The organism is Streptomyces sp. CNQ085, from assembly GCF_022614595.1.
Lineage (GTDB): Bacteria > Actinomycetota > Actinomycetes > Streptomycetales > Streptomycetaceae > Streptomyces.
Genome location: NZ_JAJFAU010000189.1, coordinates 1 through 8,029, shown reverse-complemented (window position 1 = coordinate 8,029; position 8,029 = coordinate 1). Strand labels below are relative to the sequence as shown.

The 8,029-nt window shown below is 73.8% G+C and carries 9 protein-coding genes and 2 pseudogenes; 4 read left to right on the top strand and 7 right to left on the bottom strand.

Features of this window, described 5'->3' with window-relative positions; all coding sequences use genetic code 11:
• Window positions 1–40 precede the first annotated feature (40 nt).
• On the bottom strand, window positions 41–961 hold the full coding sequence (locus LJ221_RS22155) for a LysR family transcriptional regulator (protein WP_241718485.1): 921 nt from the start codon (window positions 959–961) through the stop codon (window positions 41–43).
• A 77-nt stretch (window positions 962–1,038) separates the two neighbouring features.
• Here LJ221_RS22155 and LJ221_RS22150 point away from each other — a divergent pair, with 77 nt between their 5' ends.
• Window positions 1,039–1,203 carry a hypothetical protein gene (locus LJ221_RS22150; RefSeq protein WP_241718484.1) on the top strand — a complete coding sequence of 55 codons (165 nt, stop codon included), beginning with the start codon at window positions 1,039–1,041 and terminating at the stop codon, window positions 1,201–1,203.
• Window positions 1,200–1,970, top strand: a complete 771-nt coding sequence (locus tag LJ221_RS22145; protein ID WP_241718483.1) for an SDR family oxidoreductase — start codon at window positions 1,200–1,202, stop codon at window positions 1,968–1,970. The genes LJ221_RS22150 and LJ221_RS22145 overlap by 4 nt, the downstream gene beginning before the upstream one ends.
• Window positions 1,971–2,117: 147 nt before the next feature.
• Here LJ221_RS22145 and groL read toward each other — a convergent pair whose 3' ends face one another.
• Complete coding sequence (groL, locus tag LJ221_RS22140; RefSeq protein ID WP_241718482.1) at window positions 2,118–3,737, bottom strand: chaperonin GroEL; 1,620 nt, start codon at window positions 3,735–3,737, stop codon at window positions 2,118–2,120.
• Between the two features lie 106 nt (window positions 3,738–3,843).
• Window positions 3,844–4,155, bottom strand: coding sequence for a co-chaperone GroES (gene groES, locus LJ221_RS22135; RefSeq protein WP_093660681.1), 312 nt, complete (start codon window positions 4,153–4,155; stop codon window positions 3,844–3,846).
• Window positions 4,156–4,415: 260 nt separating this feature from the next.
• On the opposite strand from groES, the pseudogene LJ221_RS23555 reads away from it, so the two are divergent.
• Window positions 4,416–4,517 (top strand): annotated as a pseudogene (locus LJ221_RS23555) (Uma2 family endonuclease); the annotation flags it as partial.
• 39 nt (window positions 4,518–4,556) lie between these two features.
• Entirely contained in the window at window positions 4,557–5,759 is a 1,203-nt protein-coding gene (locus LJ221_RS22130; protein ID WP_241718481.1) for a class I SAM-dependent methyltransferase, read from the top strand.
• A 211-nt stretch (window positions 5,760–5,970) separates the two neighbouring features.
• On the opposite strand, the gene LJ221_RS22125 is transcribed toward LJ221_RS22130, so the two are convergent.
• From LJ221_RS22125 to LJ221_RS22110, 4 genes and pseudogenes are all read right to left on the bottom strand, one after another.
• Entirely contained in the window at window positions 5,971–6,234 is a 264-nt protein-coding gene (locus LJ221_RS22125; protein WP_241718480.1) for a hypothetical protein, read from the bottom strand.
• Window positions 6,231–7,364 carry a tRNA (adenosine(37)-N6)-threonylcarbamoyltransferase complex transferase subunit TsaD gene (tsaD, locus tag LJ221_RS22120; RefSeq protein ID WP_241718479.1) on the bottom strand — a complete coding sequence of 378 codons (1,134 nt, stop codon included), beginning with the start codon at window positions 7,362–7,364 and terminating at the stop codon, window positions 6,231–6,233. The genes LJ221_RS22125 and tsaD overlap by 4 nt, the downstream gene beginning before the upstream one ends.
• A complete protein-coding gene (gene rimI / locus LJ221_RS22115) occupies window positions 7,357–7,884 on the bottom strand; it encodes a ribosomal protein S18-alanine N-acetyltransferase (RefSeq protein ID WP_241718486.1) in 528 nt (175 codons plus the stop codon). The genes tsaD and rimI overlap by 8 nt, the downstream gene beginning before the upstream one ends.
• A gap of 44 nt (window positions 7,885–7,928) precedes the next feature.
• A pseudogene (locus LJ221_RS22110) lies at window positions 7,929–8,029 on the bottom strand (tRNA (adenosine(37)-N6)-threonylcarbamoyltransferase complex dimerization subunit type 1 TsaB); the annotation flags it as partial.

Genomic DNA, 8,029 nt, shown 5'->3' with positions numbered 1-8,029 from the left:
CCCGGGTGCCGGGCGCGCCGAACGCCGGACGCGGCCCGCGTCAGCGGCGGGCCGCGGCCGAGAGCCGGTCCAGCATGGCGGCGACCACCGGCACCCGGGCGAGGTCCGGCAGTGTCAGGGCCGCCACCTCGCGCCGCACCTCCGGGCGGATGCCCACGGTCCGCACCCCCCGGGGCCGCACCGACTCCACCGCCAGCTCCGGCAGCACGGCCACGCCCAGCCCCGCACCCACCAGTCCCACCACGGCCGGGTAGTCGTCGGTGGCGAAGTCGATCCGCGGGGTGAAGCCCGCGCTCTCGCACACCTGCACCAGGTGCCCCCGGCAGCGCGGGCAGCCCGCGATCCAGGGCTCCCCGGCCAGCTCCGCGAGCCCGACCTCCTCCCCCGCCTCCGCTGCCCGCGCCAGGCGGTGCTCCCGGGGAACCAGCCCCACCAGCCGCTCGGTCAGCAGCGGACGCACCACCAGATCCCTCCACTCCGGATCGCTCCCCGCCGGCCCGGCGGCGTCCGGATAGCGGTAGGAGAGGGCGATGTCGCACTCCCCCTCGCGGAGCGCCCGCGCCGAGTGCGGCGGCTGCGCCTCGACCAGTGACACCCGGGCCCCGGGATGCTCCGCGCGCATCGCGGCGACGGCCGCGGGCACGATCGCGGAGCTGGCGCTGGGGAAGGACACCAGCCGGACCCGGCCCACCCGCAGCCCGGCGATGGCGGCCACCTCCTCCTCGGCGGCGGCCAGCCCGGCCAGGATCCCCGCCGCGTGCCGCACCAGCGCCTCGCCCGCCTCGGTGAGGCGCGTCTCACGGCCGGCGCGCACCAGCAGCGCAGTGCCCGCCGTCTGTTCCAGGACCTTCATCTGCTGGCTGACGGCGGGCTGCGTGCAGCCCAGCGCGCGGGCGGCGGCCGAGAGCGAACCGGTACGGGCCACCGCGCGCAGCACACGGAGATGGCGGGTCTCGATCACTCCTCCACCATAAGCAGTCCCTGGCCCGCGGCCCGGTACCCGTTCGCCTCCTCGAAGACGTCCTTCCGCCCCGCTCGGTGTCCGGCGGCCCGCGCTTCCACGGCGAGGACCGGGCGGTGCACGCCTTCGCCCGGGAGCACCTGAACGGCTGGGAGGAGGCGCTGGAGCACACCGGGAGGTACGCCTCCCGACGTATCCGGCACGCGGTCCTCCGGCCCCGGCCGGATAGCGTGCCCGTATGACGACTGCACTGATCACAGGGGCCACGGCCGGCATCGGCGCCGCCTTCGCCCGGCGGCTGGCACGCGACGGGCACAACGTGGTGCTGGTCGCCCGGGACACCGAGCGGCTGCGCCGGCACGCCACCGAGCTGCACGACCGGCACGGCGTCGAGGCGTCCATAATCACCGCCGACCTGGCCACCGACGAGGGCATCACGGCCGTCGGGGAACGGCTCGGCGACCGGAAGCACCCGGTGGACCTGCTGGTCAACAACGCCGGGTTCGGCAACAGGGGCCGCTATCTGGAGGTGCCGATGGCGGACGAACTGCGCATGCTCAAGGTGCACTGCGAGGCCGTGCTGCGGCTGACCTCGGCCGCCGCGGAGAGCATGCGCGAGCGGGGCCGCGGCGGCATCGTCAACGTGGCCTCGGTGGCGGCCTTCGTGCCGCGCGGCACCTACGGCGCGTCCAAGGCGTGGGTCGTGCAGTTCACCCAGGGCGCGGCCCGGGACCTGGGAGCGTCGGGGGTGCGGCTGATGGCGCTGTGCCCGGGTTTCGTGCGTACCGAGTTCCACCGGCGCGCGGGGATGTCGGCACAGAGTGTGCCGGGCTGGATGTGGCTGAACGCCGACCGGGTGGTGAACGCCGCGCTGGAGGACCTGGCCAGGGGCAAGACGCTGTCCGTCCCGGACCCGCGCTACAAGGCGCTGCTGGGCCTGGCCCGGCTCGCGCCGCGCGGTCTGGTCTCGCGCGCCTCCTCCACCACCGGGCGCTTCAGTCCGAGGTGAGGGAGGCACCGCCACTCTTACGGCCGCCCCGGCCCCCGCCCCGGTACCCGTTCCCGTCCCGCGAGCGGAAGCGACGGGGCCCGGCCCCCCGTCAGCCGGGGAACCGGGCCTCGTCGTACCGGCGGGCGGTGCCGCGGGAGCCGTGCCTCAGTGGGCGTGACCGTGGCCGGCGGCCTCCGGCTCCTCCTCGGCCGGCTTCTCGACGACCAGGGTCTCGGTCGTCAGCAGCAGCGACGCGATGGAGGCGGCGTTCTCCAGGGCGGAGCGGGTGACCTTGACCGGGTCGATGACGCCGGCCTTGACCAGGTCGACGTACTCGCCGGTCGCGGCGTTGAAGCCGTGGCCCTTCTCCAGCTCGGCGACCTTGGAGGTGATGACGTAGCCCTCCAGGCCGGCGTTCTCGGCGATCCAGCGCATCGGCTCGACCAGGGACCGGCGGACGACCGCGACACCGGTGGCCTCGTCGCCCTCCTTGCCCAGGCTGTCGCCCAGCACCTTGGAGGCGTGGACCAGCGCGGAGCCGCCACCGGAGACGATGCCCTCCTCGACCGCGGCGCGGGTCGCGGAGATGGCGTCCTCCAGACGGTGCTTCTTCTCCTTGAGCTCGACCTCGGTGGCCGCGCCCACGCGGATCACGCACACGCCGCCGGCCAGCTTCGCGAGGCGCTCCTGGAGCTTCTCGCGATCCCAGTCGGAGTCGGTGGTCTCGATCTCGGCCTTGATCTGCGCGACACGGCCCTGCACGTCGTCGGCCTTGCCGCCGCCGTCGACGATGGTGGTGTCGTCCTTGGTGACGGTCACGCGGCGGGCGGTACCCAGCACGTCCAGACCGGCCTGGTCGAGCTTGAGGCCGACCTCCTCGGCGATGACGGTGGCGCCGGTCAGTGTCGCCATGTCGCCGAGCATCGCCTTGCGGCGGTCGCCGAAGCCCGGGGCCTTGACGGCCACCGCGTTGAAGGTGCCGCGGATCTTGTTGACCACCAGGGTGGAGAGGGCCTCGCCCTCGACGTCCTCGGCAATGATCAGCAGCGGCTTGGAGCTGTTGGTCTGGATGATCTTCTCCAGCAGGGGCAGCAGGTCCTGGATGGAGGAGATCTTGCCCTGGTGGATCAGGATGTAGGGGTCGTCGAGGACGGCCTCCATGCGCTCCTGGTCGGTGACCATGTAGGGCGACAGGTAGCCCTTGTCGAAGGCCATGCCCTCGGTGAAGTCCAGCTCCAGGCCGAAGGTGTTGGACTCCTCGACGGTGATGACGCCGTCCTTGCCGACCTTGTCCATCGCCTCGGCGATCAGCTCGCCGACCTGCTTGTCCTGGGCGGACAGCGCGGCCACGGCGGCGATGTCGGACTTCTCGTCGATCGGACGCGCGGTGGCCAGCAGGTCGTCGGAGACGGCCTTGACCGCGGCGTCGATGCCCTTCTTCAGGGCGGCCGGGGAGGCTCCGGCGGCGACGTTGCGCAGGCCCTCGCGGACCAGCGCCTGGGCCAGCACGGTGGCGGTGGTGGTGCCGTCACCCGCGATGTCGTTGGTCTTGGTCGCCACCTCCTTCACGAGCTGGGCGCCCAGGTTCTCGTACGGGTCCTCGACCTCGACCTCGCGGGCGATGGTGACGCCGTCGTTGGTGATGGTCGGAGCGCCGAACTTCTTGTCGATGACGACGTTGCGGCCCTTGGGGCCGATCGTCACCTTCACGGTGTCGGCGAGCTTGTTGACACCGCGCTCGAGGGCGCGACGGGCGTCCTCGTCGAACTTCAGGATCTTCGCCATGGTTGCTTGGGTCCTCTCGGAGTCCTCGTCAAAGGAACCGCGCCCCGGCCCCGGACGTCTCGGACGCGGGTACCAGGGCGCGGATCACAGGCAGTCTTCGCGGTGCTTACTTCTCGATGATCGCGAGAACGTCGCGCGCCGAGAGGACGAGGTACTCCTCGTTGTTGTACTTCACCTCGGTGCCGCCGTACTTGCTGTACAGCACGATGTCGCCGACCTTGACGTCGAGCGGCAGGCGGTTGCCGTCCTCGAAACGGCCCGGACCGACGGCGAGGACGGTGCCCTCCTGGGGCTTCTCCTTCGCGGTGTCCGGGATGACCAGGCCGGAAGCCGTGGTCTGCTCGGCGTCGAGCGGCTGGACCACGATGCGGTCCTCGAGCGGCTTGATGGCAACCTTGGAGCTGGTGGCGGTCGTCACGATCCGACCTCCCCCTTCGGAGATCTCGGCGGGGTTTGGATGTCTGGGGTGGCGACCTGGTAGATCCGTCGTCGCGGGTGCCGGATCTGCCCGTCGCTTGAGTTGGCACTCTCCATGGGGGAGTGCCAAAGCTGAGACTATGACGGCGTTAGCACTCAGTCAACTGGAGTGCCAGCGCGCGGCGCGTTGCGCGCCGGTGCGCCGGTACGCTGACCCCGTACCGCGTCACAGGTGCCCGCCCCCGTCAAGGAGTACCGCCGATGACCGCAGAGCCCCTGCCCGACTGGTTCTACCCGCCGCCCGGCGGCTGGACCGCCGACGACCTGGACCGGCTGCCGCCGGACGCCCCGCGCTTCGAGCTGACCGCGTTGTACCGCGCGCCGCGGTGACGGGCCGGTCAGGTGAGCACCAACCCGGCCGTCGGCGACCCCCTCCCCGCCTTCCAGCGCCTGCTGACCGGCGAGGGGCAGGCCCTGCTGGCAGAGCTGCGGTCCTACGACCCAGGGCGGGAGCTGGCCGTCGCCACCCGGCTGCGCCGCGACCACCCGGCCGGGCTGGTCTCGGCGGCCATCGCCCAGGCCCGGCTGCGGCAGCGGGCGGCGGCGAAGTTCGGGGCCGACGACGCGGCGCGGATGTACTTCACCCCCGACGGCGTGGAGCAGGCCACCCGCGCGAGCGTGGCCGCGTACCGCGCCGGCCGCTTCGCCGCCCTCGGGGTGCGGCGGCTGGCCGACCTGTGCTGCGGCAACGGCGGTGACGCCATCGCGCTGGCCCGCGCCGGGATCGAGGTACTGGCCGTCGACCGCTCCCCGCTGACCTGCGCCGTCGCCCGCGCCAACGCCGGGGCGCTGGGACTGTCCGACCGCATCGAGGTGCGCTGCGCGGACGTGACGGAGGTGGACGCGTCCGGCTTCGACGCCGTCTTCGCCGATCCGGCCCGCCGCGGCGGGCGCGGCCGGATCTTCGATCCCGAGGCGTACTCGCCGCCGCTTTCCCGGGCGGTGGAGGCCGCCCGGCGCGCCCCGCTCGCCGCGCTGAAGGTGGCCCCCGGCATCCCGCACGAGGCGGTACCGGAGGGCGCGGCGGCGGAGTGGATCTCCGACGGCGGGGACGTGAAGGAGGCCGTGCTGTGGTTCGGCTCCGCCTCGCGCGGGGCACCCCGGGTGCGCGCCACCCTGCTGCCCGGCCCCCGCGCCCTGGACTCCGCCGGCCTGCCGGATCCCCCCTGCGGCCCCGTCGGCCGCTATCTGTACGAGCCGGACGGCGCGGTGATCCGCGCACACCTGGTCGCGGAGGTGGCCGAGCGGGTCGGCGGTCGCCTGATCGACCCGACCATCGCCTACGTCACCTCCGACGAGCACCGCCCGACGCCGTACGCGACCGCGTACGAGATCACCGACACCCTCCCCTTCAACGTCAAGCGGCTCAAGGCGCTGCTGCGCGAGCGCGGTGTCGGGACGCTGACGGTCAAGAAGCGCGGCTCGGCGGTCGAACCGGAGGAGTTGCGCCGGAAGGTGAAGCCGTCCGGCCCGGGCTCGGCCACGGTCCTCCTCACCCGCGTCGCGGGCGCCCCGGCGATGCTCCTGGGTCACCCGGTCCGCTGACGGGACATCCGTACGGGTGAGGGTCGCACGTTCCGGTCCGAGTGCCGCACGAGCCGGCGGACAATCGTTCGCGGGGCGCCCGGTGCGGCGTAGCCTGACATCAGCGAAACGGGACGAGGCGGATCTCGGCCGCTCCCTCCCTCCCCCCGCCCGGCCCCTACCCGGCGCCGGACACCGCCCCGCTGCTGGAGGGCTGAGGCCGCGCGGCCGGTCAGGGCCCGTCGGCGTCCGCGCTCCCGAAGCGCCAGCGGTGGACCGGGCGGTGGAGCAATTCCTCCGGTGGTGAGGGTATTTCGGGGAGGTCGGCGTCGTAGGGCGCGTCCCACCAGGTGATGACCAGGACGCGGTCGGCCGGGGCGGTGAAGGTCTCGCGGCGCGGGGGCGCGGGGTCGAGCGCCTGGGCGCGGGCCCACTCCAGCAGTTCGGCCCCGCGGCCGTCCGCCGCGCGGGCCTCCCACATCAGGGCGACGGTCATGAGTAGAGGTTCTCCGCGCTCGTCTCGTGTACGTGGTCGTGGGTGTGCGCGTGGCCGTGGGTGTGTCCGTGCGCGCCACCGCGCGAGGCGCCCGGGACGTGCGGTTCGGTGACCGGCAGGGAGGAGTCGGCCGACAGGTCCCAGTCGGAGGGGGACCGGTCGCGGGCGACCATCTCGGCGCCCAGGGCCGCGACCATCGCGCCGTTGTCGGTGCACAGCTTCGGGCGCGGCACCCGCAGGGTGATGCCGGCCGCCTCGCAGCGTGCCCGGGCCATCGCGCGCAGCCGCGAGTTGGCCGCCACGCCACCGCCGATCATCAGGTGTTCCACCCCCGCCTCCCGGCAGGCGCGCACCGCCTTGCGGGTCAGCACGTCGGTGACCGCCTCCTGGAAGGAGGCGGCGACATCGGCGACCGGCACCTCCTCGCCCGCGCTCCGCTTCGCCTCGATCCAGCGGGCGACGGCGGTCTTCAGACCGGAGAAGGAGAAGTCGTAGGGCGCGTCGCGCGGGCCGGTCAGCCCGCGCGGGAAGGCGATGGCGTCCGGGTCGCCCTCGCGGGCGTAGCGGTCGATCACGGGCCCGCCGGGGAAGCCGAGGTTCAGTACCCGGGCGACCTTGTCGAACGCCTCGCCCGCCGCGTCGTCGACGGTGGCGCCCAGCGGGCGCACGTCGGAGGTGATGTCGCAGGACAGCAGCAGCGAGGAGTGGCCGCCGGAGACCAGCAGCGCCATGGTCGGCTCGGGCAGCGCACCGTGTTCGAGCTGGTCGACGCAGATGTGCGAGGCGAGGTGGTTGACGCCGTACAGCGGCTTGCCCAGCGCGTACGCGTACGCCTTGGCCGCCGAGACGCCCACCAGCAGCGCGCCGGCCAGGCCGGGGCCGGCGGTGACGGCGACGCCGTCGAGGTCGCTCGCGGCGACGCCGGCGTCCTTCAGGGCGCGCCGGACGGTGGGGATCATCGCCTCCAGATGGGCGCGGCTGGCGACCTCGGGCACCACGCCGCCGTACCGGGCGTGCTCGTCCACGCTGGAGGCCACCGCGTCGGCGAGCAGCGTGTGCCCGCGCACGATGCCCACGCCGGTCTCGTCGCAGGAGGTCTCGATGCCGAGGACCAGGGGTTCGTCAGCCATGGGTCGTCGTTCCTTGGTGTTCCGTTGCGGTGTCGGGGGCGGGGCCCGGCGCGAGGTCCCGATCGCCGCCCGGCGCGGGACCGGCCGGGCGGCGCATCACGAGGGCGTCCACGTTCCCGGGCTGGTAGTAGCCGCGGCGCAGGCCGACGGTCTCGAAGCCGAAGCGCTCGTACAGGCGCCGGGCGCGGTCGTTGTCCACCCGGACCTCCAGCAGGACCTCGTGGCAATCGAAGTCGGTGGCGGCGGCGAGCAGCGCGGTGAGCAGCCGGGCGCCGAGCCCGGTGCCCCAGTGGTCGCGGGCGGCGGCGATCGTCTGGACGTCCCCGGTGCCGCCCGCGGCGGCGAGTCCGCCGTAGCCGACGACGCGGCCCGCGCCGTCCTCGGCCAGGAGGTAACGGCGGGTGGCGTGCGGGCCGCGTGCGCGGGCGAGTTCGGACCAGAACAGGGCGGGCGACCAGGCGTCGTGGGGGAACAGCTCCCGTTCCAGTTCCAGCACCGGTTCGATGTCCCACCAGCGCATCTCGCGCAGGACGGGCCGCTCGGGAGACTGCTCGGCGGGCGTGGTCACCGGGGCGTGACCACCTTGTAGTTGGCCGGCACCCGCGCGTCCGGGCGCCGCAGGTACAGCGGCAGCGGCGGCAGGAAGCCCCCGGCCTCCCCGCCGC

What these genes read in the sequence shown, in the direction of transcription:
- LJ221_RS22125 (WP_241718480.1), bottom strand. Translation starts at nt 6,234, where the DNA reads ATGACCGTCGCCCTGATGTGGGAGGCCCGCGCGGCGGACGGCCGCGGG.
- tsaD (WP_241718479.1), bottom strand. Translation starts at nt 7,364, where the DNA reads ATGGCTGACGAACCCCTGGTCCTCGGCATCGAGACCTCCTGCGACGAG.
- LJ221_RS22145 (WP_241718483.1), top strand. Translation starts at nt 1,200, where the DNA reads ATGACGACTGCACTGATCACAGGGGCCACGGCCGGCATCGGCGCCGCC.
- rimI (WP_241718486.1), bottom strand. Translation starts at nt 7,884, where the DNA reads ATGCGCTGGTGGGACATCGAACCGGTGCTGGAACTGGAACGGGAGCTG.
- groL (WP_241718482.1), bottom strand. Translation starts at nt 3,737, where the DNA reads ATGGCGAAGATCCTGAAGTTCGACGAGGACGCCCGTCGCGCCCTCGAG.